The following is a 24,996-nucleotide window of genomic DNA, read 5'->3' on the forward strand; positions in this document are numbered from 1 at the left end:
GGCCTCATGCTCTGAGGTCTTATTTTTTTGTTTTTTAATATTTCACAGATTTTTTTGGAAAAAAACTATATAATAGAAAAAGAGAGCGTTATAATAGGAAGGGGCTATGAAAACAGGTGGATAAGCAGCAGTACGACACGATAAAATTACAAATAAATCAAGAAAAAGAACAGATTTTAAAAGAAGTATACGAATTAACAGCTGAAAAAAGAAAAATAGAACAAAAAAAAGAATATGATTTATATGTTGTGAAATCGCGTAGTAAAGTCGTACAAACTGGGCAACGTATTATGGCTGGTATGCTTTCATCACATACGTTTTCACCTGAAAGAATAGAAGAATGGAATCGGAAAATAAAAAAAACAGAAGATTTTATTCAAAAAAATGAAAGCCTTTTAGAACAAGTAAAAGAAAAAGAACGTGTTATTGATGAAATGTATCAAGAAGATTGTAAGAAGCTTGCGAAAATACAAGAAAAGCTGGAAGAAAAAATGCTTCTTGATTTGAAAATGTGTATGAATGGATGAGGTGAATGTAGTGATACAATCTGTATTACCGGTGCAACAAAGTTTACCTCCGCAAAAAGAAAAAGGGCTAGAAATACAATTAAAAAGTGAAAATTCTTCATTCGATAGTACGATGAGAATGGAAAATAAAAAGCAGCCGAAAACGGAGAAAACGAAACGAGAAGAAGCGCCAATTGAAGAGAAAAAAGAGTATAGTCTTTCTAAAAAATCGGTAACGAAAGAAGCACCTTTTGTAAAGAAAGAAGAAAAAAAAGAGACAGAACAGTTATTATTAGCTGTATCTGAGCAAATGGTTGCAATTGAGCAATTACGTGTGCAGCCAGAATTGTTATATCAATACATACAAAAAATACAAGAGCTATATAAAGAATATGGAAATATAAAACTTAACGAATTGCCGGCAGGTGAATTACAACAATTACAAGAGCTCCTTTCCAATATGAATATCAAAAATGCCATATGTTTAGAAGATACAATGCAAATGGTATTAGACAAAGTGACGATGCCAGAGCAAACGATGGAAGCATTGAAAGTTGTAGAAGCAGAAACTTGTAATATCGCAAAGAAACAAGAAGACTCTAAAGACTTAGACCTAGATCTTTTAAAATCAGAGAGCGATGATGTAAAGGTAGAGTTACCAGAAGGTGATACATTAAACGATTCAAGTTCTGCGGGTGCGGAGTTATTAAATAAAGCGACAAGTACCGATCAAGTAGGAAAGTCAAATAGTGGCGCTGAGAAGGTTTCATTGCCTGACTTAGGAAAGAAAATGGAAGCGCAAGTAGAAGCGCTGCAAAAATTTGTAGTGAAACAAGAACGTGTTTTATTCCAGCTCAATCCAGAAAAACTTGGTACATTAACTGTGTTTATGAGAAAACACGGAGATCAAATTGATGTTCATGTAGAAATGGAAAAACACGATGCAAAAAAACGTGTTGAAATCATTTTTGATGAATTGAGATTAAAGTTAAAAGAAAAAGAAATCAATATACAAATTAGCTATTCAGATAAAGATGAAAACCGTAAAGAACAGCGAGAACAAGAGCAAAGGCAAAAACAAAAAGTAGCGAGTACGAAACAGGAGAATCAACAATCAAAAGAATTTGCGGGGTTATTGGAGGAATAAAGCGTGCCAACAGTTGGATTAAATACAACGAGTACAAATCATATTCCGTTACAAGCAGGAGCGCAAAGAAGTAATGTCCCTGTTAACGGTGTACAATCGCCAGTAGGGCAAACGAATGGAGTAGCAGCAAGTGAACAGAAAACGCCTGGTGTAATGGGAAAAGACGATTTTCTAAAATTGTTTTTATCGAGTTTCCAGCACCAAGATCCATTCAATGCGATGGATATGAATCAAATGATGAATCAAACAGCGCAGTTATCTCTTATGGAACAAGTGCAAAATATGACAAAGGCAGTTGACTCTTTAAGAACGACGATGTATTCGACAGCGCTTGATGGCGGAATGAAGTTTTTAGGGAAGTACGTAAGAGGTGTTGACGGTGACGGTAACAAAGTAACTGGTCAAGTAGAGACAGTTCGCCTTGCAGAAAATAACGATGTACAGCTCGTAATTGATAATAAAGTTGTCTCTCTTCGCTTTGTTGAGAGAGTGTCTGATAAACCGATTGGAGAAACGAATCCAGAAGACGTAAAGAAAGACGACCAGAAAGTAACTGAAGAAGTAAAAACAACAAATTCATAAGGGAGTGTTCATACGTTATGATTAAAGCATTATATACAAGTATTTCAGGGATGAATGCAACACAAAATGCATTAAGTGTAACTTCAAATAATATTGCGAATGCACAAACAGTAGGTTATAAAAAACAAAAAGCGATGTTTGATGATTTATTGTACAACAATTCAGTTGGTGCAAAAGGTGACGATAGATACGCAGGGACGAACCCAAAAAGTATCGGTAACGGCGTGAAAATGAGCGGAACGGTGACGGATTATACCGATGGTACAATTACGTTAACTGGTGGTAAAACACAAGCAGCATTGGAAGGTAATGGTTTCTTCGTTGTAGGTGATTCAAAAGGCGGAAATATGGAATTTACACGTAAAGGAACATTTGCAATATCTTCAGATTACTATATTACGAATACAGAAGGTCAATATGTATTTGCTTATCCAGCCGATCCATCAACTGGTAATGTTGACTTATCTGGTATTCCGGGACCATTGCAAATTCCAATGGGATCAGCAATCGGTGGTATTCGAACGTCACAAGGAATCGTTGGAGGAAACATTCCAGCTGATGCAAAACAAATTACGCAAGAATTGCCTGCATACGATGATGCCGGTAATACATGGACAATGCGCGTAGAGTTTACACAAGATGGTGAACATAATTATAAATATACAGTAAAGATGCGTAACGAATCGAAGAAAGAAACAGAGTTTACAGAGGTTCAAGGCGCAGGTGGTAATGTAAAATTCAATGAGGTAGGGAAGCCAGATCCGGTAAACCCTGAAGCGAATATACCATTTAATAATGGAACAGTAAAAATAGACTTTAGTAAATTAACAAACCACCCAACTGAGAAAACGATAGCAGTAACAAATGTAGATGGTAGACCAGCGGCAACTGTGAAAGATTGCTTTATTGCTGACGGTGGATATGTAATGGTAAAATATTCTGATGGAAGTATGAAAGCAGCAGGTCAATTAGCTGTTGGGATGTTCCCGAATGAAGGCGGCCTAATGAAAACTGGTAATGGTAACTTTACAGCGACAAATACAACTGGTATTTTAACACTTGGCGTATCTGGTCAAAATGGTGCAGGAAAAGTACGTGGTAGTGCACAAGAAGGTGCAAACGTAGATTTATCTGTAGAATTCGTTGATTTAATGCTATACCAACGTGGCTTCCAAGGAAATGCAAAAGTAATTAAAATTTCAGATGAAGTATTAAATGAAGTTGTCAACTTAATTCGATAATAAATCATAAAGAAAATTTATAAGGAAGTAGAAAGGGTTTTTTATTCGTATGACAAGACAAGAGCGAATTTTACAATTGCCTTTTTTCGAAAATAAGCGTGAACTTGCTGAGCAAGTGTTAAAAATAGAACGAGAAGAGCATGTATATTTACCGGATCAATTTGAAATTAAGCAAGTGCCTCCCTATTCATTTGGTGAAAAACAAGCAATCATTGGCCGTATTCATGAGTTTTATTTCATAAGTGTTGGTAGTGATGGCGAGTGGAAGTATCAACTATTTAAAGATGAGATGAAATGCCGTGAGTTTTTTGTTACGTTATCAGGGATAACGGATCAGCAAATTGCGTTTTGGTTTAATAACATCGAGTTACTGAAAAGATCTTAAAAGATTTTAAAAGCTCTTTTTTAGGTTTTGAGAGAGGACCTGGCGATGTGTGGTGGCGGTCAGTGCCTAATAGAATCTCGACTGGTGTTTAAGACCAGAGATATGTAGAGTTGCTAGGGTAGTTTGAGAAGATTTAAGTGAAGTGTAGTCGCAGTCGTCGGTGTCAATAAGTGGCTCGTGTGTTGTAAGAACAGAGAGATATTGATTGGTTCTAAGGCAAATTGTTGGGTAGTACTCCTTCGTTCTTTTACGATAGGATCTATCTAAGTTTAGAAGCGTTCATGTGAAATAAGTTTAAGTTAATTTAGTATACAATTAGACTGAATTTCTATCAAAGGAGAGGTGAGGAGGATGGCGCAGAATAAGTATCGCGTTACATTCATTTCGCCAAGTGAGGTTGAGCAGCGGACTGTAATGATAGCGAGTAGTTTGCCAGATTTAATTCGTAAAGTAGAGAGTATTATTGCTGATCCGAACGGTTATTTTGTAAATGATAAAAAAAATAATTGTTATTTTAAAGTAATTAAAGAAAATGTTACGTTTATTCAATATGAGTTACTATTTTCAGATAAGGAAATTCATATTGAAAAATTAAAACATATAGCACCGGCAGTTTTAAAACGATTATTTGAAGAAATAAATGATCCAGAACTATATGCACTTGCGCTACTGGATGTTGATATTGCAACGAAAGAATATGTGCTTGGAGAAATGAACCAAGAGTTAAGAATGAGAGTAGAAACAGAGCTTTCGAAAAAATGGGAAGCAATGCCGACTGAAATTGTAGGAGCGCAAGAAGTATTACTAGAGGCACTTGCTTCGATTATACAAGATGAAAGATCGTTTTAAAAAATGAATCGTTCGACTATCTATATTTTTTATATAGATAGTTGACTTTTTCGTTTTTATAAAGCTTAATAATTAGATATACGGAATTAATGAAAGGGGAGCTACATCTTTATGTCACAAGCACAAAGTATTTTATTAGAAAGCGGAACAAATGAATTAGAGATTGTTACATATACTGTTGGCGAAAATCTATTTAGTATCAATGTAATGAAAGTACGTGAAATCATTAATCCATTCCCAGTTACAACTGTGCCAGAATCTCATCATGCAGTTGAAGGTGTTGTTCAAGTACGCGGTGAAATTTTACCAGTTATTAACTTAGCGACAGCTCTTAATTTAAAATCGACAAAGCCACTTGATCAAACGAAATTTATCATTTCAGAGTTAAACCAAATGAAGGTTATTTTCCGTGTGGATGAAGTGCATCGTATTCAACGTATTTCATGGGAGCAAATTGATGAGCCAGCTTCATTATCTATGGGATTAGAAGAAACGACATCTGGTATTGTAAAACTAGATGGAAAAATCATCTTACTATTAGATTATGAAAAAATTGTTTGCGAAATTAGCAACACTGGTTATGAAAATAAATCACTCGCAGGATTAGAGCAAAAAACAGATCGAGCTGAAAAAGTTATTTATATTGCAGAAGACTCAGCGATGCTTCGTCAAATATTAGAAGAAACATTATCATCAGCTGGATATACGAAAATGAACTTCTTCAGTAATGGTGCAGAAGCGTTAGCGCAAATTGAAAAACTAGCGAAAGAGCAAGGCGAAAAAATGTTTGAACATATTCACTTGCTCATTACGGATATTGAAATGCCAAAAATGGATGGACACCATTTAACGAAAGTAATTAAAGACAGCGAGATAATGAATCGTTTACCAGTCGTTATTTTCTCTTCCTTAATTACAAATGAATTATTCCATAAAGGCGAAGCTGTGGGAGCAAATGCTCAAGTAAGCAAGCCAGATATTCAAGAGTTAATCGGTTTAGTAGATAAGTTAGTGTTGTAAAAGAGTGTTAAAAGCGCTTGTTTTGCTTGAATAGAAGATCTAGCTATGTGTGGTGGCGGTCAGTGCCTAATAAAACCTCATGCCATGTGAGACCAGAGATATGAAGTGGTTTTGGGTAAGTGAGGCAAGAGAGTGGCCAAGATAGTTTTAGAAGAGTTGGAGTATAACTCTCATCTATTTATAGGAATAGATGAACTAGCTATGTATGGTAGTAATTAGCGCTTAATAAAGCACTATACGATGTGAGACGAGAGATATGGAGTGGTTTTATTAGGTAAGTAGAAGAAGTGAGGCCTTGATTGAGGGTTTGCAGACGCTATTTACAATTCTATTATTATAGTGGAGAGAAGGGAACTAGCCATATGTAGTATTGGTTAGTTCCTTTTTAGTGTTCTATATTCTGTATAGGTGGAAAGATGGAATGTTTTTGGAGTGTTTTTGGTTGTATGTATGAACAATCTTCATTTGAAGATGTTTGATTTAAAAATATAAAAATGCATTTTTGGATTATTTTAGTAATTTTTCGTGATAACGCAAATTTTTTCGGTGAAATTACATTCTAAATACCATATAATATAATTAAAAGTGATTCATATGCAATTATGCATATGAATAAAAAATCTTTTTCTATTTCTATACTTTCTATACATTTTTGTATGTTTATTATTTGACAGACAATTTAGAAATGTTATAATATGGATATGAAAAAATTGCTATTTTCTGAAAAGACATGGGAGTCAGATGAGAATTGTGAAAGGATGAGGGGGAGTGGCACAGATTATGTATCACCACACAGCAATCAATGTATTAAGTCTCTTACAAAACATGTCAAATAATAAAATGAACGATATGCAACTAGAAGCGGAATTTAAAAAAATAGAAAAACAATTCCAAGTAAAATATGAAGAACTAGTTGATTTACATAATAGAATGGTATTATTTCAAATAGATATAGAAAAACATGGCGGGATGCGAGCATATGAAAAATCAACGATCACATGGCTCAAGTCTGAACTAGAGTTACTGTATGAAGTGTATCAATTTTGCCAACGTCACGATTTAAACATTATTAACATTTCAAAATATGTTAGTAAAAACGAACTAAATCTTTTCCCGAAAACAGAAAGTCAATTACAAAATACGTATTACAAATTAAAAAAACGTGAAATACCGTTTGAAAATATTGAAAAACAAAAACCGGGAAGAAAGCGTAAATATATACCTGTAAAAGAAACAAATGTTGAACCAAAAAAAGAAAATAAACAGGTATTAAAAGAGGAAGTTCCATATAAAGAGAATGAAAAAAGTCTCGTAACAATTATATCTGGTATCGTTGATAACTTTGAAACAATTAGTCAATATAGTGAAAGAAAAGAAGATGAATTGCATCAGTTTATGGAAGGTATTTATAAGCTGTCTAGCATGGCTGCAGGGCATTTCAAAGAAGAGTCGAATAGAAATAGTCTTGAAAGTGAATTGCAAGCGTTAAAATTAGAAAATGAAAGGCTAAAACGTGAAAAGGAAGAGCTTGTACAAGATGTGAAAGATATGACGCAACATTTAACTTATTTCATTAAAAGTTCCGATGTCGATCAAATTCGTAAATTACCAACTTTCGTACAAGATTGTAAAATAGAATTACATAAACTGGGATTATATAACGCACAAGACGGAAAAATGAAAATAAGGATCGACCGTAGAGGACAAGTTATGACGGTAGCGCCATAAAAGTATTGGGTACAAAATAAAAGGGAAGTACATAGTTTATATGTATTTCCCTTTTGCTTTTGTATGGGAATGTTTTTAAGAACACAACGGTAAAGGAGGATTGTGTTAACTTGAGAAACAATACGAATCAAAATACATATCTTACTTGACGCAAAAAAATCCATAATATTCATGCATTGCTTATTTCCATACAACGACTGCCTAGCAATCATACTCAAAACATTCGTATCAATACGCATAATAGCAACTCTTTATAGGTTGTTATATGCGGTAGGTGTTTTAAGGCTAGTAAATAGCTATGGAAGGATAGAAAGCCTTATGCTTATTGTATCTTTTTGTTTTAAAACAAGGGAAGAGAACGAAAATAAGCCCTGACCGCTTCAAAATATGGCTAGAGCTTCTATTTAAGTCAAAAAGAAAGCTTTGAATCTATCTATATAGAAAAAATAAACCTCTTCGCAAGCGAAGAGGTTTATTCATCTCAAATGGATTATTGTAATAATTTGGAAACCATTTGTGGAGTTTGGTTTGCTTGAGAAAGCATGCTGATACCAGCTTCGTTCAAGATTTTGAACTTAGTCATTTCAGACATTTCTTTCGCCATGTCAGCATCTTCTACTTGAGAAGCAGCTGAAGCCATGCTAGATTGTTGGCTCTTAAGGTTGTTTACGTTAAAGTCAAGACGGTTTAATGTAGCACCTAGAGTTGCACGGTTAGAAGCTATTTTTTCAAGAGCTTCGTCGATAGCTTTAATTGCTAAATTAGCATTTCCAGTAGGAGTTTCTGCTGCTGAAGATGTTGCAGCTTTAAACATATCACCAATTGCACGTGCTGCTGTTAAAGATTTACCAGAACCATCAACTTTGTTGTAATTATCAATAGCCTCTGAAATTTTAGCTACATCTTCTTTATTCATACCACGCTTAACTTTATCAAATTCAGCTACAAAATTTTTCATTGCTAAACCGGCATCATCATCAGCTGCTAAATCTGATAATTCTTGAGCTTTTTGGTTTGCAGCTGTTACATCATCAGTATCAATTGGTTTAGCAGCCGCTAAAAATGCTTTTCCAATTGCTTGTACATTTTCGTCAGTATTGCCAGGAACACTAGTAGATTTGAAAGTATCAAGTGCTGCTGAAACTTTAGCTACATCTTCTGCAGTCATAGCTGATTTAACTTTGTTAAAGTTTTCTTCAAAGGCTGCTACTGCCGCACTTCTTGCTGAGTCGTGCGTAGCAGGGTCACCAGCAGCAACGTAAGCTTTTAATTGTTCAGCAGAGCCTGCTTCCTTCGCGTTTGTACCTGTTGCTGCATTGATTAAATCTGTTGCAACGCTAGATATTGGAGTGCCAGAAGCAGCACCATTAATTGATAATCCTTTAATACCTAGTGAAGTAGAAGAAGTGTTAGATAATTGGATTTGAATTTGTTTACCTGTAACATCAGAGTCTAGTGTTTGAATAGAGATAGTTTTGTTACTACCATCTAATAATTTTTTGTCATTGAACTCAGTATTGTTTGAGATATAGTCAATTTGCTCTTTTAATGCAGAGAACTCTTTATCAAGAGCCGCTTTGTTTTTATCTGTATTCGTACCATTTGCAGATTGGTTAGCAAGGTCACGCATACGAAGTAAGATGTTAGATACTGAGTTCATTGCTGAGTCAGCTGTACGGATTAAAGAAATACCGTCTTGTGTGTTGTTAGAAGCAACACCTAATCCGCTTTCACGTGCACGCATACGAGTTGCGATTGCAAGACCTGCTGCATCGTCAGAAGCGTTGTTGATACGTTTACCGCTTGATAAACGGTCCATTGAGTTACTCATTTTTGCTTGGTTTTGGCGCATGTACTCTTGTGTACGCATGCTATTAATATTTGTATTAATTCTCATGATTAAGAACCCCCATTTTTTAATTTTGATTTTTCTGTTAATTCCTAAACGGTAATATACAAAAAAAACAATTTCGAATTTATTGTAATCCTTGCTATATCAAGTGTCAACTGAAAATTTGAATTAATAAATATAAAAAAATAACAGTTTAACAATTTAGTTGTTTTTTTATTACAAAGGATTATTGCAAACTTTTAAAAAAAACTCTAATATTAGATTATCTTTGTTTACCGAAAAGGTGATATTATGGTAGTTGGAAATATAGTAAAAGAAGTACTTGCATATAAAAAAGGACAATTTCAGCAAAAGTTAAGTAGTCCACAGGCTTTCGTTAGTAGTCGTTTTCAAGAGAAATTGCAGAGTGAACCTGTGAAGGAGACGAAGGCTACTACGCAGCCGGCAAAAGTAGAGGATATGAGTCAGCCGGTACAATCTACTAAAATAGAAACGGTTGTTAATAAACCGGGGGAACCTATTCATAAAGTAGAGGGAGTAAGTAAGTCTGAAACGAAGAAAGCAGATGAAGTGCAAGTTGCACAAAAAGAGTTTGAGCGACGTTTCCCAGAAACGAAAAATGAGGTTGCTGATACGTGGAAATTAACGGAGAAGTATAATATTCAGAAAATACGTTCTTTGAATGAAGGAAAGTATGAGGATATTATTGAGCGCGTTAGTCGTACATATGGAATTCCGAAAACATTAATTCAAAAAATGATTGAAGTTGAGTCTAATTTCAATCCGAAAACGGTGTCTCATGCAGGGGCGATGGGGCTTATGCAGCTTATGCCAGCGAATGTGAAAGAGATGGGTATAAAAAATCCATTTTCACCAGCTGAGAGTATTGAGGGCGGCGTGAAAGAGTTAAGTGGTTATTTAAAGAGAAATAACGGCGATTTAGTACTAGCGCTTGCATCTTATAATGCTGGTCCTGGTAATGTGAGAAAATACGGGGGTGTACCTCCATTTAAAGAAACGCAAGGATATATTAAAAAAATATTAAATATCGACGTTTCAAAATAAAGAATTTCATTATATAGAGAGAATATGAAATTTTCGTGAACATGATATGGGAGTTGGCTAGATTTGAAATTACAAGATGATATTCCGTTAACAATTTATTTTGAAATCGGAAATACGAAAAAGAAAATTGAGGATCTGCTTCATATTACGAAAGGTACATTGTATCGTCTTGAAAATTCAACGAAAAATACGGTGCGTCTTATGCTTGAGAATGAAGAGATTGGAACCGGAAAGATTTTGACGAAAAATGGAAAAATGTATGTCGAAATCGTTGAGTTGAAAAGGTAGGGAAGGGGATTTTCATGAGTGGCGATAAATTAAGCCAAGAACAAATTGATGCCCTGCTGAAGGCGGTAAATGAAGGCGAGGAAATGCCAGCTTTCACACAAGTAGCAGGGAAGCAAAATAAATTTCAAGAGTATGATTTTAATAGACCGGAGAAGTTCGGTGTGGAACATTTACGTAGTCTGCAAGCGATTGCTTCGACGTTTGGGAAACAGACGTCACAGACGTTGTCAGCGCGTATGCGTATTCCAATTGAGCTAGAGCCTTCGACAGTTGAGCAAGTTCCATTTACGAGTGAGTATGTGGAGAAAATGCCGAAAGATTATTATTTATATTGCGTCATTGATCTCGGACTCCCAGAGCTTGGAGAAATTGTGATTGAGATTGATTTAGCGTTTGTTATTTATATTCATGAATGCTGGCTTGGCGGAGATAGTAAGCGTAATTTTACGATGCGTAGACCGTTAACAGCATTTGAGTTTTTAACGCTTGATAATATATTCTCACTTTTATGTAAAAATTTAGAGCAATCATTTGAAAGCGTTGTTGCGATTAAACCGACATTTGTAACGACTGAGACAGATCCAAATGCACTTAAGATTACGACAGCGAGCGATATTATTTCATTGCTGAACGTAAATATGAAAACAGATTTTTGGAATACGACGGTGCGTATTGGGATTCCATTCTTATCTGTTGAAGAAATTATGGATAAGTTAACGTCTGAAAATATTGTCGAACATTCTTCGGATAAGCGTAAAAAGTATACGTCTGAAGTGGAAGTGAAAGTAAATCAAGTGTATAAACCTGTTCACGTTGCGATTGGTGAGCAGAAGATGACAATGGGTGAGATTGAACAAATTGAAGAGGGCGATATTATTCCGCTTTATACGAAAGTTTCGGACCAATTGCGTGGTTATGTAGATGGAAAGCATAAATTTAATTGTTTTATTGGAAAAGACGGAACGCGTAAGGCGCTCTTATTTAAAAGTTTTGTAGAGTAGGAGGATCCATATGAAGCATGAAGTATCTCCTGTGTCATTAATGGGGTTAGAAGAATTTGCAGGAAAGCGAAATGAAGCAAGTAAAGCACATATTGATACTGTTTCAGATATTTCGATTGAACTTGGTGTAAAGCTTGGAAAAACATCTATTACACTTGGTGATGTGAAAGCGTTAAAAGTGGGCGATGTTCTGGAAGTAGAGAAAAACTTAGGACATAAAGTAGATGTGTATTTAAGTAATATGAAAGTCGGCATTGGGGAAGCGATCGTAATGGACGAGAAGTTCGGTATTATTATTTCTGAAATTGAAGCTGACAAGAAGCAAGCTGCGCTTATGAAAGCACAAAGTCAAATGCAAGATAAAGAGTAGAGGAGGAGTCATATGTCGTATATGACGACCTTATTTCAAGTCGTTTTACTGTTTGGTGCGCTCGGTTACGGTGCATATTATATGACGAAAAAGACGCGCAAACAGCAGTTTTTTAAACAAGGTGAAAATGGCCACATTCAAGTGAAGGACGGCGTTTATTTAAATCATCAAACGAGCGCCTTTTTATTTGAAGTAGACGGCAAGCAAGTGTTCACTGTTATTAGTAATAACGGTGTACAATCTGTGCAATTAACAGGAACAGGAAATCAGTTTCAACAAGCGCTAGAAGACGCGGTGAAGAGTGAAACGAAAAAAGTAGAGGATCCATCATGAGAATAAAGAAACAGTTATCATTATTAGCCGTTATTTTCGTATTTTCTATCGTTTTTTCAATTATTTTTGTAAATCCAGCGTATGCAGCCCAAAACGGTTTTATTAATTTCGAAAATGGAAAAGAGTTTACGAGTAATTCAAGTGTACAGCTATTTGCGCTCGTTACCCTTTTATCATTATCTTCATCTATCGTTCTATTATTTACACATTTTACTTATTTTATGATCGTTCTTGGGATTACACGTCAAGGACTCGGGGTAATGAATTTACCACCGAACCAAGTACTTGTTGGACTTGCATTATTTTTATCACTCTTTACGATGCAGCCTGTACTTGGGCAACTGAAGAGCGATGTGTGGGATCCGATGACGAAAGAGAAAATAACAGTAAGTCAAGCTGCGGAGACGACAGCTCCAATTATGAAAGAGTATATGTCGAAGCATACGTATAAGCATGATTTAAAAATGATGCTGAAAGTACGCGGAGAAGAGTTACCGAAAGATTTAAAGGACCTTTCACTATTTACGCTTGTGCCATCCTTTACGTTAACGCAAATTCAAAAAGGTTTACTTACAGGGATGTTCATTTATTTAGCGTTTGTATTTATAGATTTGATTATTAGTACACTGTTAATGTACCTCGGGATGATGATGGTACCGCCGATGATTTTAAGTTTACCATTTAAAATACTCGTTTTCGTATATTTAGGTGGATATACAAAAATCGTCGACATTATGTTTAAAACGGTCGCCTGAAGCGTTTGATGCTATGTGATAGGAGTCATATAAATGAATACGTCACCAATTATAGATATTTTTCAAACCTTTTTTTATAAAGGGGTAATGATTTTAATGCCGGTTGCCGGTGTAAGTATGATTGTCGTTATTATCATCGCTGTTATTATGGCGATGATGCAAATTCAAGAGCAAACGCTGACATTTTTACCGAAAATGGCGAGTATTGTACTCGTTATTATCATTTTAGGTCCGTGGATGTTTCAAGAGTTAACGACGCTTATTTTAGATTTATTTGATAAAATTCCATCGCTATTGCGTTCGTACTAAGATAGGGGAACTGAAATGAATATGGAATTATGGGCGGCGACGTTTTTTGCGTTTTGCCGCATTACTTCATTTTTATATTTTTTACCGTTTTTCTCTGGTCGATCCATTCCAGCGATGGCGAAGGTTACATTCGGGCTCGGTCTTTCGGTTACAGTTGCTGATCAAGTGGATATCTCTCATATAAAGACAGTTTGGGACGTTGCAGCTTATGCAGCAACACAAATTGTAATTGGATTATCTCTCTCAAAAATTGTAGAAATGCTGTGGAACATTCCGAAAATGGCTGGACATATTTTAGACTTTGATATCGGCTTATCACAGGCAAGTTTATTTGATGTAAATGCAGGATCACAGTCTACTTTACTTTCAACACTTTTTGATATGTTCTTTCTTATTATTTTCATTTCGCTTGGCGGCATTAATTATTTCGTTGCCACGATTTTAAAGTCGTTTCAATATACAGAGGCGATTTCAAAATTGCTGACGACTAGTTTTTTAGATAGTCTACTCGCAACGTTATTATTTGCAATTACATCAGCGGTTGAAATTGCGCTTCCGCTAATGGGAAGTTTATTCATTATTAACTTTGTCCTTATATTAATCGCAAAAAACGCACCGCAGTTAAACGTTTTTATGAATGCGTACGTAATTAAAATAACGTGTGGTATTTTGTTTATTGCGATGAGTGTACCGATGCTCGGTTATGTGTTTAAAAATATGACGGATGTATTGCTTGAGGAATATACGAAACTATTTAACTTTTTCTTAACGAAGTAGGGGGACGCGCATGGCAAAGGATAATAAAACAGAAAAGGCCACCCCGCAGAAGCGTAAAAAATCGCGTGAAGAAGGGAATATCGCCCGGAGTAAAGATTTAAATAATTTATTTTCCATTCTTGTATTAGCAGTTGTCGTTTACTTTTTCGGAGATTGGCTAGGGTTTGAGATTGCGAATTCCGTAGCGGTGCTGTTTGATCAAATTGGAAAAAATACAGATTCGACTGAGTATTTTTATTTAATGGGTATATTACTTCTGAAAGTATCAGCTCCGATATTAATACTCGTATACGCTTTTCATTTATTCAATTATATGATTCAAGTTGGTTTCTTATTTTCTTCTAAAGTCATTAAGCCAAAAGCGTCACGTATTAATCCGAAAAACTATTTTACGAGATTATTTAGTCGTAAAAGTTTAGTAGATATTTTGAAATCATTGTTTTATATGGGATTAATCGGTTACGTCGCTTACGTTCTTTTTAAAAAGAATTTAGAGAAAATCGTTAGTATGATTGGATTTAACTGGACTGCGTCACTTACTGAAATTATTAGGCAAATTAAATTTATCTTTTTAGCTATTTTAATTATATTAATTGTTCTTTCTATTATCGATTTTATATATCAAAAGTGGGAGTACGAACAAGATATTAAGATGAAAAAAGAAGAAGTAAAACAAGAGCATAAAGATAATGAAGGGGACCCGCAAGTAAAAGGGAAACGAAAAAACTTTATGCACGCCATATTGCAAGGGACAATTGCGAAGAAGATGGATGGCGCAACGTTTATTGTAAATAACCCGACTCATATTTCGGTCGTACTCAGGTACAATAAACACGTTGATGCAGCGCCAATTGTCGTTGCAAAAGGGGAAGATGAGCTCGCATTATATATACGAACGCTTGCCCGTGAACAAGAAATACCAATGGTGGAAAACCGTCCACTTGCTCGTTCTTTATATTATCAAGTCGAGGAAGATGAGGCGATTCCAGAAGATTTATACGTAGCTGTAATTGAAGTTATGCGCTATTTAATTCAAACGAATGAACTTGAAGTATAATAGCGCGTTTGGAGGAGATCTCTTTGTTTAAGATAGATTCTGCAAGAACCTATTTTTCTATCTTTTTAGCAGCGTCATTCGTAGTGGCGCTCTTAATTCCACTTCCACCATTTATACTTGATATCATTATCGTTTTTCTACTAAGTATGTCAGTGCTTATTTATATGCGAGCGACAAGTATTAACGAGTGGGATGAATTAAAGTCATTTCCGACGATGTTGTTATTAATCGGAATTTTCCGCGTATCGATTAACGTATCGACGACGCGAGCGATTTTGACAAACGGAAATGCCGGTCATGTTATTGAAGAGTTCGGTCAATTCGTAATTGGCGGGAACTTATTAATTGGTATCGTTATTTTTACAGTATTAATCATATTCCAGTTTATCGTTGCAAACGGTGCATCACGTACAGCTGAAGTTGCAGCTCGTTTTACACTTGATTCTTTACCTGGGAAACAAATGTCTATCGATGCGGATTTAAATCAGCGCATTATTACAGAAAAAGATGCACAGGCAAAACGAAAAAAATTAAATATGGAAACAGAGTTTTACGGAGCGATGGATGGTGCCGGAAAGTTCATTAAAGGGGACGTTATTTTCGGGATTGTCATTTTATTCGTAAATATTATTTTCGGTTTAATTGTTGGTATGATGCAGCAGGGCATGAGCTTTGGTGAAGCGGCTCTTCATTACACGCAGCTAACTGTCGGCGACGGAATTGTAAACCAAATTGGTTCGTTAATGCTTGCGATTTCAACAGGTATTATCGTAACGCGTGTATTTGACGGTTCACCGGATACGGTAACGGAAGGTATCTTTAAAGAGTTATTAGCGCATGAAGTCGTTGTATATGCACTTGGTGGTTTATTTATCGCAATGGGTATTTTCACTCCGCTACCATTTCTACCATTCGCGCTCGTTGGTGGAACAATTATCTTCTTAGGAATTCGTAATAAAAACCGAATAAAGAAAGAAAAAGAAGACGAGCTTCAAAAAGAAATAGAAATGATTCAAGGTGAAGATGAGCAACTGCAACAAGTGGAAGATTCATTCGGCGTATTTACAGATAAATATCCAATTATTGTAGAACTAGGTTTAGATTTAGCAGCACTTGTAAAGCAGAAAATTAACGGGGAAACAGCTCGTGATAAAGTTGTTCTTATGAGGAAGTCGATTATTACCGACCTTGGTATTAACGTTCCTGGAATTAACTTTAAAGATAATACGAGTTTTAGACCACGCGGACGTTACATTATTCGCATTAAAGGTGCGAAGGCAGCTGAAGGTGTTTTGAAATCAGGTTACTTATTAGCACTGAAAACACCGAATGTAATGGCCGATTTAGATGCAGAACCAGCGAAAGATCCGATTTTTGGTGAAGATGGATATTGGATTTTAGAGCATATGGTACAAGATGCACAATTGAAAGGCTATCAAGTGTTAGAGCCACTTAGCATATTAATTACGCATTTAGATGTTGTCGTTAGACGTAATCTTCATGAGTTAATTCAGCGTCAACATGTGAAAGACTTAATTAACTCCCTTGAAAATGATAACGGCGTTTTATTAGAAGAGATTAAGAAGAAAGAAATTGATTTATCACTCGTTCAAAATGTTATTAAACAATTGCTAAAAGAAGGTATTTCTATTCGTGATTTACCAACCATTATCGAAGGTATTATTGACGGAAAAGAAATTTATCAAAATCATGTTGACGGTGTAACGTCATTCGTCCGGGAATGTATTTCAAAAGTTATTTGTGAAAATGCGAAAAATCCTGACGGTAAAATATATGCGGCGCTCTTCTCAGATTCAATTGAGTTAGACGCAGATGTTGTGAACAATTCTTATCAAGGTTATTTATTAAACTGGGATTTAGATTTAGAAACGCGAGTTGTTGAGCAAGTACAACGCGTATTGAAACAAGCGAGGTTAATGGGAAGAGAACCAGTATTATTAACGCGTAGAAAAGATTTCAGATTTGCGATTGTAAGACTTCTTGAGCGTTATCAAGTAGAAGCACAAGTACTTTGTATTAGCGAATTAGCACCAGAAATTGTTGTAGATCAAATTGCCTATATTGAATAGTAGGGGGTGAAGTAATGGAAAGTACAGAAAAGAAAGAAGCGTTAATGCGAATAAAAGCAGCTTCGAAAAATGAATTGTATCGAAAGTTATTTGACCAATATGGTACAGATTATTATTACGTTGTCGATGAAAGTGTGAAACGAAATATCCCGTTTTTTTGGAAAAAGAATTATGAAATGTTAGTTGCTTTTCCAGAGGATAAACAGGAAGAAGTGAACGAAGGCACAGCTCAATTTCATGCGCAATTAATGGATGTTGTGAATGAGCCTTCAGAACAAATTGTGAAGGCGAACGGAATTCAATCGGTACTACACAATTTAGAAAACGTGACGACTCCTATGTCATACGCGGCGATGCAAACAGGAAATAGTGAAGAATGGGCAAGAAAGAAAGAGAAACTATTAAAGCTGTTTAACAAAGGGATCGTCGTTGTGAAACAGAAGGAAGAAACGAAAGTAACGAAAAAGCAAAAAGCTGTGAAAAAAGTCGTTCCTGTCAAGAAAGAAGAAGTGGTTGTAAAGAAAGAAAAGCAAGAATCTGTACCATTTATTATTCAAAAAGTAATTCGTATGCTAGAGCAAAACGACGTAGAACAATACTTCATTCATGCATATGCTGAAAAGTTAAAAGTGAAGTTTGAGAATGCAACGATGATTACAGAAGAAGAAGTGATCAAATATATATTGGAAGATATGAGCTCTCATTTCAATACGGAAAACGTATTTGAAAAGGAAGTACAAACAATTGCATTAATTGGACCAACTGGTGTTGGAAAAACGACGACACTTGCGAAAATGGCATGGCAATTTCACGGTATGAAAAAAACGGTTGGTTTTATTACGACAGACCATTCTCGCATTGGAACAGTGCAGCAATTGCAAGATTACGTAAAGACAATTGGATTTGAAGTAATCGCTGTACGTGATGAAGCTGCAATGACAAGAGCGCTTACGTACTTTAAAGAAGAAGCGCGCGTCGATTATATTTTAATTGATACAGCTGGAAAAAATTATCGTGCGTCAGAAACAGTGGAAGAAATGATTGAAACGATGGGACAAGTAGAGCCAGATTATATTTGTTTAACGTTATCAGCTTCGATGAAAAGTAAAGACATGATCGAAATCATTACGAACTTTAAGGATATTCATATTGATGGTATCGTCTTTACGAAATTTGATGAAACGGCAAGTAGTGGTGAATTGTTGAAAATTCCAGCAGTATCATCAGCTCCTATTGTATTAATGACAGACGGACAAGACGTGAAGAAAAACATACATATCGCTACAGCGGAACATTTAGCGAAACAAATGTTGCAAACATCATAGAAAAGAGGTGAAGGATAAGGCAACTGCCTTATTCAAACGAGTATGAACGGTCTTTATATAGGTTCTATGGGTATGATGAATTACATGCAGCGTATTAATGTTCATTCAAATAACGTTGCAAATGCTCAAACGACAGGATTTAAAGCAGAAAATATGACTTCTAAAGTATTTGATGTACAAGACACATATCGTCGCGGAGATGGGGCTGTAACAAATATCGGTTCGGTCGATTATGCTGTAGTGCCAGCCGCAACGCATGTGAACTTAGTACAAGGAAATATACAAATGACAAATAGTGCTACAGATTTCTTTTTAGATGACGGTGCAGCCGGTACAACATCATTTTTCGTTACATCTAAAAACGATGAAACATTCTTAACGAGGGATGGTAGTTTTACAATAAATAGTGATCGTTACTTGCAAACATCTTCAGGTGCTTATGTTATGGGAGAGAATAATGAACGTATTCGTATTCCTGAAGGAGCAAAGGTAGCTGTACAAGCAGATGGTACATTATATGATGAAGTAACACAAAATAATATTGCCCGCTTGCAAACGAAAACAGTAGATGCAGAAGCGAATAATCGCCTTGTGCAACGTGAAAACAAAAGCTTTACACTAGCAGAAGGAAACATTGCTGATTTACCGAACGGAACAGGATTAGTAAAAAACCATATGCTAGAAAATTCAAATGTAGATATGACGAAGGAGATGGCTGATCTTATGACAGATCAAAAAATGATTTCAGCATCACAACGCGTTATGACTTCATTTGATAAAATTTATGAAAAAGAAGCGAATGAAATATTGAGATAGGAGACTCCTAATAAAGGAGTCTTTTATTAATTTTAAATTTCAGAATTATCAATTGACTTTGCGGAGCTTCTTTTTTATATTAGTAGGTATAATTATAACTACTAAAGAGGTGAGAGTATGACAACGGCATTATATTTAGAAGATGCATACAAAACGAGTTGCGAAACAGAAGTGATAAAAGTAGAAGGGAATAAGGTATTTGTAAAAGAAACAGTTTTTTATCCAACTGGTGGAGGGCAGGAATGTGATACGGGTGTCATTGTACAAGACGGGTCTGTATTTGAAGTTGAAAAAGTAAAGAAGGAGCAGGGAGAAATAGTTCACTATATAAAAGATGGAGCTCAAGTAAAATTAGGTCCAGTTAAATTAGAGATTAATTGGGAAAGACGTCATAATTTAATGCGGCATCATTCTTTGCTGCATCTTATCGGAGCTGTCGTTTATGAAAAATATGGAGCTCTATGCACTGGAAATCAAATTTATCCTGACAAAGCACGTATCGATTTTAATGAGTTACAAGAGTTATCGAGCGGAGAAGTAGAAGAAATTGTTAAGAAAGTGAATAAACTTATTGAACAAAATAAAGAAATTTCCACTGGTTATTTGAGCCGCGAAGAAGCAGAAAATGCTGTAGGAATGATTAAAACAGCAATAAACCTCCTGCCAACTACTATCCAAGAAATCCGCATTGTTACAATTGAAAATTTAGACGAACAAGCTTGTGGAGGCACACATGTGAAAAATACGAGTGAAATAGGAACACTGGTTATTGATAAAGTAAAAAGTAAAGGGAAGCAAAATCGTCGCTTTGAAGTTAGAGCGATTTAGATTGTGAGGGGTACTGATGGATGAAATTATAAAAGAATTACAAAAGTTAGGTTTTTCCCAGTACGAATGTAAAGCGTATATTGGACTACTAAAACATTTCCCAGTAACTGGGTATGAAGTGAGTAAACAAACAGGAGTACCTCGTTCTATGATTTACGAGGTACTCGGAAAGTTAATGGATAAAGGAGCAGTACATATTGTACCTTCTGAACCAGTTAAATATGTACCAGTACCAGCTACCGAATTAATGAATCGAATGCGAAAAGACTTTGAGAAGTCCTTTGAATTTTTAGATGAGAAATTAAATGGTTTAGAACAAGAGCGACAAATAGATGTAATTTCGCATATTCGCTCAAATGATCGTGTTTTAAAAGAAATTTGCAATATAATTAATAGAGCAAAGGAAGAGTTATGGATTTCTGTATGGGAAGATCAAGTGCATGAAATTGAGCCATACATTCATCAAAAGGAAGAGGAAGGCGTACATATATTTTCAATCTTATTTGGCGCTCCTGATACAAAAATAGGCGCGACGTTTCACCATAATTATATGACGCCTCACGTTGTTGAAAAGAGAATGGGTGGTCATTTAACTGTAATCGCGCGTGACGGGGAAGAAGTATTAATTGCGAACTTCTCAAATGATAGCACTTCGTGGGCTGTTACAACATATGACCCAGCGCTAGTTCTCGTTGCTACAGAGTATGTGCGCCACGATATTATGGTTGAAGAAATCACAAAGGAATTTGGAGCTGATAAGTTAGATACGTTATGGCGTGAAAATATAGATTTAGTTCATGTCGTAACAGGAAAACGAACTCTGGAAGGAATGGAGGATGATAAGGATGAGTAAAGCTGAGGCACATGTAGCTTTGCAGAGCGATGATACATTTCAGCAAGGAGTAAAAGATTGTTTACCAACTGTATTTGGCTATTTAAGCATCGGTATAGCAGCTGGTGTAATTGCAAAAACAGCAGGTTTTTCCATTATTGAAATTGCGTTTATGTCCACTTTAATTTATGCAGGTTCTGCTCAGTTTATATTAGCTGGTATGTATGCAGCTGGTGCTCCTGCTTCCGCAATTATTTTTACTGTATTTTTTGTTAATTTACGTCATTTATTAATGAGTGCAGCACTTGCACCGTATTTTACAAAAATTCCTCTATTTAAAAACTTAATCATCGGTTCGCAAATTACAGATGAAACGTTCGGTGTTGCAGTACAGCATGCAGCACAAAAAGGATATTTAGGTGAAAGATGGATGATCGGCCTTAACGTAACAGCGTATTTAAATTGGATTCTTGCTACTATCATTGGCGGGCTATTTGGTGAGTGGATACCAGACCCGCATACGTATGGGATGGATTATGCATTACCAGCAATGTTTATCGGATTATTTGTACTTCAGCTTATAAGTAGTAAACCGAAGCTAGCAATTCATCTTACTGTTGCAATTGTAGCGATTATACTTGCATACGTTTCACACTTATTTATGCCAGATAGTATAGCGGTTATTATCGCAACATTATTAGCTGCGACGATTGGAGTGGTGATTGAAAAATGGAAATGAGATTAGACGTAATATTACTTTTATTAGCAGCAGGAGCTGTCACACTCGTGCCACGTATTTTACCTCTACTCGTATTTAGCAAACTACAAATTCCAGACTGGGGTTTAAAATGGTTAAATTACATACCAATCGCGATATTAGCAGCACTTTTAGCGCAAGTTTTATTTATGCATGACACGATGCAGTGGGATTACTTGATTGCAGCAATTCCAACATTTCTTGTAGCGATATATACTCGTAGTTTATTAGGTACAGTATTAACTGGTGTGATTGTGATTATTTTGTTACGTTTCTTTTTCTAAAAAGGATTACGCTCATATAATAGCGAAAAGTGTAATAACATGAAAAATATAGGGGTGGTGTTATGATACTTTTAACGATAGGAGCAATTTTATTAACGTTGTTTATTTTCTTTATTATCGGCTTTATTACGTTTATGATGTTTGTTGATAGGGCGACACCTCAAATTTATTACACACCTTGTGAATCAGTGACAGTGAAATCTAAAGGTAAACATAAAAGGAAGAAAAGTTGAAAGTTGGCTTTTCTTCCTTTTGTTTTATCTGACTTTTCTGTATAATTTAAGTTAGTTATTCAACTGACTTAAAAGGAGGCATAGAAATGGCAAAACCGAATGTTGTTAATAAAGAGAAGTTACTACAAGCAGCAAAAGAAATTATTGCAGAGCATGGGATGGAAAAGTTGACATTAAAAGCAGTTGCAGAGAGTGCTCAAGTTACACAAGGTACCGTATATTATCATTTTAAAACGAAAGATCAATTATTACTTGAAGTAACTGAATCGTTTTGTAAAGCGTCGTGGCAACAAATAGGAAAGGATGTACAGTTAGAAAAGGCTTTACAGTCTGCTGAAAGTAGATGCGTGAAAGATTCAATGTATCATCATTTGTTTTTTCAATTAGTGGCTAGTGGATTGCAAAATGATGCGATGAAAGATAAAATTGGTGAACTGTTACAGTATGAAAATCAAGAACTAGCAAGGGTGTTAAATGAAATAGTAGGAGATAATATGACATCTCAAATTTCAATTGAAACATGGAGCGTTTTATGTAATGCATTAATTGACGGTTTGGCATTGCAAGCCTTATTCAATCCATCTTTTTCTAGCGACAAAGTATATGGTGATTTGTACCTGTTATTGGAAAAGTTCATAGAGCTACAAAAGGGAGGTAATGGTAGTGAATAATAAACTTTGGCTCACTATTTTATTTTCTATCGGCGTTTGGTTTTTTGCCTCAGCGTTCTTCATTATTTTCGGTTCTTCTGTTTTATTAGAATACACTTCAAATAGATTTTTTCTACAAATGGCGTTGCTTGAATTAGGGACAGCTATAGCTTTATATTTTGTAATGTGGTTATATCAAAAACTGGATACCTCGAAATATGCAGTTATTAAGTTAGGTATATGTGGCACAGCGATTGGTTTAACTTTAGATTCTTACATCTTGTATCATTCTTCTAATATATTCTCACAATTAACCTCACAGCAAATCATGTCATTTACCATTTGGATGGTGATTGCTTACGCTCTTTATTTAATAATTCCTTTCGTTATGGAACGAAAAAGACTGTTATAAAGAGGATTTTTATCCTCCTTATAACAGTCATATCCCCGAAAGAACTAACAACAATAAACCAAATAAAAAACTAATAAAGGAAAGAAAACCGATACATATCGAGAACACACGATTGTTTCTCCATTCGCGCCAAAAAGTGATAAAACCTAAAATACAAAGGAAAAACCAAATGGGCAGGAATAGGAACTCGCTAATCTTTTCAGGAAGTAACGCATAAAAAGTTGATAAATATAAAATCCAATTTGTAAAAAATATAATGCAAACGATAATAGATTGTAAGTAGGGGCGTTTGGAAAACTCCCCCTTTTTTACAGTTGCTAAAATAATAGTTAGCGCTAAGAAAAAGGCAATGAGCATGAAAATAAGTAAGAATAATGTAAGCGTCATTTAGATTTCCTTTATAAAAGTGTTTTTTACAAGAAATGCATCTATTAAATTATATGCTTGCTTTGTTGAGTACTCGTTATATTTTTTAGTGTACGGATTCAGAAACCCATGTTCACCATGTAGTTCTTTTATTTCTAATAAAGGATTTTTTTGTTGCTGCAACGATTGAATGAAAGAGGATACTGAAAAACTAGCTTCTTTTTCAGGGAAAATAAGTAAGGTAGCACATGTTGGTTTCATATGAATATAGTCACGTATACGGGAACCGTAGCATCCGATAATAAAATCTATGTTCGGATTGTTACTACATAGCCATGAGATGGTAGCACCAACACTAAAGCCGATAAGTCCAATATGTGTGTAACTACTAGAAAGATGGGTAATGAATGTTTCAATTTGCTTTTTTCCATCTTCAAATCCAATATGATTCATAAAAAAATGATATGCTTTTTCTTCATCACTATAAGGAAATGCATGTTGCGATTGTAGCAGATTAGGACAGAATACATCTATATGAGATGAAGTGAAGTGATGGGTAACGTGATGCATATGATCGTTCACACCATATATTTCATGAACAGCAATGAGAGCTAATTTTTTCTTCATATCTACAAAGTACCTCTATGAAACTTAAATTCTTTCTCAACAAGGCAGATACGTAGGTGGAAGTGTTCATACCATTGCTCACGACCTCTTTTTTTCGCTTCTTTATGTAAGACGTTCTGTTTCCAATTTTCAATTGCTTCAAGTGATTTCCAATAAGAAATTGTGATTCCGAGTCCTGAATGATCTCGTGCACTTTCTACGCCTAGAAATCCAGGTTGCTGCTTTGCAAGTTCTTCCATTTTGTCAGCGGCGACACTATAATCTGTCGTATCATTTGATAAATGAGAAGTGAAAATAACTGCATAATAATGACTCGTTTTTTGTGAAGTATTTTTCATATACAATCCTCCTTTTCATATAGTTTAGCATGTAATAAATAGAAAAGAAGTCATGCTTCTTATTAATATTTCGTTTTTTTATTGTCACTTGAATGAAGTAAGATGGTTTCTATATTGATGTTCGAAATTTTATTATCACTAGAGATAAAAATCTTTATATATGAATGTTTAAA

At 35.3% G+C, this 24,996-nt stretch carries 31 protein-coding genes; 27 read left to right on the forward strand and 4 right to left on the reverse strand.

What is annotated here, in order from left to right:
- Positions 1 to 116 precede the first annotated feature (116 nt).
- The 8 genes from MR147_RS00960 to MR147_RS00995 all read left to right on the forward strand — a co-directional run bounded on the left by MR147_RS00960 (position 117) and on the right by MR147_RS00995 (position 7,458).
- Positions 117 to 527, forward strand: coding sequence for a hypothetical protein (locus MR147_RS00960; RefSeq protein ID WP_062922191.1), 411 nt, complete (start codon positions 117 to 119; stop codon positions 525 to 527).
- On the forward strand, positions 520 to 1,653 hold the full coding sequence (locus MR147_RS00965) for a flagellar hook-length control protein FliK (protein WP_074610728.1): 1,134 nt from the start codon (positions 520 to 522) through the stop codon (positions 1,651 to 1,653). The genes MR147_RS00960 and MR147_RS00965 overlap by 8 nt, the downstream gene beginning before the upstream one ends.
- A 3-nt stretch (positions 1,654 to 1,656) precedes the next feature.
- Positions 1,657 to 2,235, forward strand: coding sequence for a flagellar hook assembly protein FlgD (locus MR147_RS00970; RefSeq protein ID WP_062922192.1), 579 nt, complete (start codon positions 1,657 to 1,659; stop codon positions 2,233 to 2,235).
- A gap of 17 nt (positions 2,236 to 2,252) precedes the next feature.
- Complete coding sequence (locus tag MR147_RS00975; protein WP_242303559.1) at positions 2,253 to 3,476, forward strand: flagellar hook protein FlgE; 1,224 nt, start codon at positions 2,253 to 2,255, stop codon at positions 3,474 to 3,476.
- Positions 3,477 to 3,525: 49 nt separating this feature from the next.
- A complete protein-coding gene (locus tag MR147_RS00980; protein ID WP_062922194.1) occupies positions 3,526 to 3,861 on the forward strand; it encodes a DUF3964 family protein in 336 nt (111 codons plus the stop codon).
- 351 nt (positions 3,862 to 4,212) lie between these two features.
- The gene (locus tag MR147_RS00985) at positions 4,213 to 4,710 is read left to right on the forward strand and encodes a LysR family transcriptional regulator (RefSeq protein ID WP_074610725.1); all 498 of its coding nucleotides are present in this window, start codon (positions 4,213 to 4,215) and stop codon (positions 4,708 to 4,710) included.
- Positions 4,711 to 4,821: 111 nt separating this feature from the next.
- On the forward strand, positions 4,822 to 5,730 hold the full coding sequence (locus MR147_RS00990) for a chemotaxis protein (protein ID WP_062922195.1): 909 nt from the start codon (positions 4,822 to 4,824) through the stop codon (positions 5,728 to 5,730).
- A 780-nt stretch (positions 5,731 to 6,510) separates the two neighbouring features.
- A complete protein-coding gene (locus MR147_RS00995) occupies positions 6,511 to 7,458 on the forward strand; it encodes a DNA-binding domain-containing protein (protein WP_139302916.1) in 948 nt (315 codons plus the stop codon).
- Between the two features lie 490 nt (positions 7,459 to 7,948).
- Here the strand turns inward: MR147_RS00995 and MR147_RS01000 are convergent, their stop codons facing one another.
- Complete coding sequence (locus MR147_RS01000) at positions 7,949 to 9,355, reverse strand: flagellin N-terminal helical domain-containing protein (RefSeq protein ID WP_074610721.1); 1,407 nt, start codon at positions 9,353 to 9,355, stop codon at positions 7,949 to 7,951.
- A gap of 246 nt (positions 9,356 to 9,601) precedes the next feature.
- Between MR147_RS01000 and MR147_RS01005 the strand changes: the two genes are divergently transcribed.
- The 19 genes from MR147_RS01005 to MR147_RS01095 all read left to right on the forward strand — a co-directional run bounded on the left by MR147_RS01005 (position 9,602) and on the right by MR147_RS01095 (position 23,492).
- Positions 9,602 to 10,375, forward strand: coding sequence for a lytic transglycosylase domain-containing protein (locus tag MR147_RS01005; protein WP_074610719.1), 774 nt, complete (start codon positions 9,602 to 9,604; stop codon positions 10,373 to 10,375).
- A 63-nt stretch (positions 10,376 to 10,438) separates the two neighbouring features.
- On the forward strand, positions 10,439 to 10,663 hold the full coding sequence (locus tag MR147_RS01010; protein ID WP_000775712.1) for a flagellar motor switch protein FliN: 225 nt from the start codon (positions 10,439 to 10,441) through the stop codon (positions 10,661 to 10,663).
- A 14-nt stretch (positions 10,664 to 10,677) separates the two neighbouring features.
- Entirely contained in the window at positions 10,678 to 11,664 is a 987-nt protein-coding gene (gene fliM / locus MR147_RS01015) for a flagellar motor switch protein FliM (RefSeq protein ID WP_074610717.1), read from the forward strand.
- 10 nt (positions 11,665 to 11,674) lie between these two features.
- Positions 11,675 to 12,034, forward strand: a complete 360-nt coding sequence (fliN, locus tag MR147_RS01020; protein ID WP_062922203.1) for a flagellar motor switch protein FliN — start codon at positions 11,675 to 11,677, stop codon at positions 12,032 to 12,034.
- A gap of 12 nt (positions 12,035 to 12,046) precedes the next feature.
- Positions 12,047 to 12,367, forward strand: a complete 321-nt coding sequence (locus MR147_RS01025; RefSeq protein ID WP_000121176.1) for a hypothetical protein — start codon at positions 12,047 to 12,049, stop codon at positions 12,365 to 12,367.
- Positions 12,364 to 13,122, forward strand: a complete 759-nt coding sequence (locus MR147_RS01030; RefSeq protein WP_001220586.1) for a flagellar type III secretion system pore protein FliP — start codon at positions 12,364 to 12,366, stop codon at positions 13,120 to 13,122. Before MR147_RS01025 ends, MR147_RS01030 begins: the two co-directional genes overlap by 4 nt.
- Before the next feature lie 33 nt (positions 13,123 to 13,155).
- The gene (locus tag MR147_RS01035; RefSeq protein ID WP_001098085.1) at positions 13,156 to 13,431 is read left to right on the forward strand and encodes a flagellar biosynthetic protein FliQ; all 276 of its coding nucleotides are present in this window, start codon (positions 13,156 to 13,158) and stop codon (positions 13,429 to 13,431) included.
- Positions 13,432 to 13,446: 15 nt separating this feature from the next.
- A complete protein-coding gene (locus MR147_RS01040) occupies positions 13,447 to 14,208 on the forward strand; it encodes a flagellar biosynthetic protein FliR (protein WP_074610715.1) in 762 nt (253 codons plus the stop codon).
- A gap of 10 nt (positions 14,209 to 14,218) precedes the next feature.
- Positions 14,219 to 15,265 carry a flagellar type III secretion system protein FlhB gene (gene flhB, locus MR147_RS01045; protein WP_074610713.1) on the forward strand — a complete coding sequence of 349 codons (1,047 nt, stop codon included), beginning with the start codon at positions 14,219 to 14,221 and terminating at the stop codon, positions 15,263 to 15,265.
- Positions 15,266 to 15,288: 23 nt separating this feature from the next.
- A complete protein-coding gene (gene flhA / locus MR147_RS01050) occupies positions 15,289 to 17,355 on the forward strand; it encodes a flagellar biosynthesis protein FlhA (RefSeq protein WP_074610711.1) in 2,067 nt (688 codons plus the stop codon).
- A 14-nt stretch (positions 17,356 to 17,369) separates the two neighbouring features.
- A complete protein-coding gene (gene flhF, locus MR147_RS01055; protein ID WP_074610710.1) occupies positions 17,370 to 18,680 on the forward strand; it encodes a flagellar biosynthesis GTPase FlhF in 1,311 nt (436 codons plus the stop codon).
- Between the two features lie 42 nt (positions 18,681 to 18,722).
- The gene (locus tag MR147_RS01060; protein ID WP_074610707.1) at positions 18,723 to 19,496 is read left to right on the forward strand and encodes a flagellar basal-body rod protein FlgG; all 774 of its coding nucleotides are present in this window, start codon (positions 18,723 to 18,725) and stop codon (positions 19,494 to 19,496) included.
- 117 nt (positions 19,497 to 19,613) lie between these two features.
- On the forward strand, positions 19,614 to 20,324 hold the full coding sequence (locus MR147_RS01065) for an alanyl-tRNA editing protein (protein ID WP_074610705.1): 711 nt from the start codon (positions 19,614 to 19,616) through the stop codon (positions 20,322 to 20,324).
- 16 nt (positions 20,325 to 20,340) lie between these two features.
- Positions 20,341 to 21,177, forward strand: a complete 837-nt coding sequence (locus MR147_RS01070) for a TrmB family transcriptional regulator (protein ID WP_074610703.1) — start codon at positions 20,341 to 20,343, stop codon at positions 21,175 to 21,177.
- Positions 21,170 to 21,895, forward strand: a complete 726-nt coding sequence (locus MR147_RS01075; RefSeq protein ID WP_074610700.1) for an AzlC family ABC transporter permease — start codon at positions 21,170 to 21,172, stop codon at positions 21,893 to 21,895. Before MR147_RS01070 ends, MR147_RS01075 begins: the two co-directional genes overlap by 8 nt.
- The gene (locus MR147_RS01080) at positions 21,886 to 22,197 is read left to right on the forward strand and encodes an AzlD domain-containing protein (protein ID WP_000425933.1); all 312 of its coding nucleotides are present in this window, start codon (positions 21,886 to 21,888) and stop codon (positions 22,195 to 22,197) included. The genes MR147_RS01075 and MR147_RS01080 overlap by 10 nt, the downstream gene beginning before the upstream one ends.
- 62 nt (positions 22,198 to 22,259) lie before the next feature.
- Positions 22,260 to 22,430: a DUF3951 domain-containing protein gene (locus MR147_RS01085; RefSeq protein ID WP_000602240.1), complete on the forward strand. Its 171-nt coding sequence runs from the start codon at positions 22,260 to 22,262 to the stop codon at positions 22,428 to 22,430.
- An 86-nt stretch (positions 22,431 to 22,516) separates the two neighbouring features.
- Positions 22,517 to 23,101, forward strand: a complete 585-nt coding sequence (locus MR147_RS01090; protein ID WP_074610698.1) for a TetR/AcrR family transcriptional regulator — start codon at positions 22,517 to 22,519, stop codon at positions 23,099 to 23,101.
- The gene (locus MR147_RS01095; protein ID WP_042874825.1) at positions 23,094 to 23,492 is read left to right on the forward strand and encodes a DUF5367 family protein; all 399 of its coding nucleotides are present in this window, start codon (positions 23,094 to 23,096) and stop codon (positions 23,490 to 23,492) included. Before MR147_RS01090 ends, MR147_RS01095 begins: the two co-directional genes overlap by 8 nt.
- A gap of 27 nt (positions 23,493 to 23,519) precedes the next feature.
- On the opposite strand, the gene MR147_RS01100 is transcribed toward MR147_RS01095, so the two are convergent.
- The 3 genes from MR147_RS01100 to MR147_RS01110 are packed head-to-tail and all read right to left on the reverse strand — an operon-like array spanning position 23,520 to position 24,823.
- A complete protein-coding gene (locus MR147_RS01100) occupies positions 23,520 to 23,879 on the reverse strand; it encodes a hypothetical protein (protein ID WP_074610692.1) in 360 nt (119 codons plus the stop codon).
- Positions 23,880 to 24,485, reverse strand: a complete 606-nt coding sequence (locus tag MR147_RS01105) for a dienelactone hydrolase family protein (RefSeq protein WP_074610690.1) — start codon at positions 24,483 to 24,485, stop codon at positions 23,880 to 23,882.
- Between the two features lie 2 nt (positions 24,486 to 24,487).
- The gene (locus tag MR147_RS01110; RefSeq protein ID WP_074610687.1) at positions 24,488 to 24,823 is read right to left on the reverse strand and encodes an antibiotic biosynthesis monooxygenase family protein; all 336 of its coding nucleotides are present in this window, start codon (positions 24,821 to 24,823) and stop codon (positions 24,488 to 24,490) included.
- Positions 24,824 to 24,996 lie beyond the last annotated feature (173 nt).

The organism is Bacillus cereus group sp. BfR-BA-01350 (assembly GCF_022663775.1).
GTDB lineage: Bacteria > Bacillota > Bacilli > Bacillales > Bacillaceae_G > Bacillus_A > Bacillus_A paranthracis.